The organism is Actinoplanes sp. ATCC 53533, from assembly GCF_003947245.1.
The window spans coordinates 1-689 of record NZ_QHHV01000685.1; the positions used below are offsets into that span (position 1 = coordinate 1).

The 689-nt window shown below is 63.1% G+C and carries 1 protein-coding gene; it reads right to left on the reverse strand.

What is annotated here, in order from left to right; genetic code table 11:
• Window positions 1–503: SAM-dependent methyltransferase (locus DMB66_RS60635; protein ID WP_199753347.1), on the reverse strand; the 503-nt coding region annotated here is incomplete at its 3' end.
• Between the last annotated feature and the right edge of the window lie 186 nt (window positions 504–689).

Consider the following 689-nt stretch of genomic DNA (forward strand, 5'->3'; position numbering starts at 1 on the left):
ATGGTTCGAGCCTCGGCGTAATCCGCCACGTTACCCAGGATGCCGAGCATGGTGATCCCGACCGGCTCGCTGAAATTCAGGGTTCGGCGGGCCTCTTGCACAATCCTGCGCGGGTTTTCGACATCGGAGTCGACGTAGTCGGTGGCACCCTCGGGGCTGCTGTCCAGGAGGGCGCGGGCGTGCGCAAGAACGAGTGGGTCGTTGTCGACGTAGACCACGCACGCCATTGGCGCCAACCTTTGCGCGACTTCGTGCGTATTGTTGGCGGTGGGCAGGCCGGTACCGATGTCCAAGAACTGTCGAATCCCGACGCCGACGAGATGCGTAACCGCACGCACGAGAAACTTGCGCTGCTCGTGTGCCACCTCCACGATGGCCGGAAACGACGCGCGGACCTGATCGCCGACCATGCGGTCGATTTCGAAGTTGTCCCTGCCACCCAGGATGTAGTTCCAGACCCGGGCACTGCTCGGCTTGGTCGTATCGATGTTCGGCTTGGTCATCAACGACGTCCTTCCGCAGGAAGGCGAGACGGAACTAAAGGAGGATTCTACGGCTACCTGCGCCGTGAACACCAATCGCGTAACCGTGTCCGATTGGTCGGTGGTGACGCTCCGCGGGTCCGCCGTGTGCCGGGCATACTGTCCCTGCACCAGCCGGCTGCGGTAGGCGCTGGGCAGCGATCGACG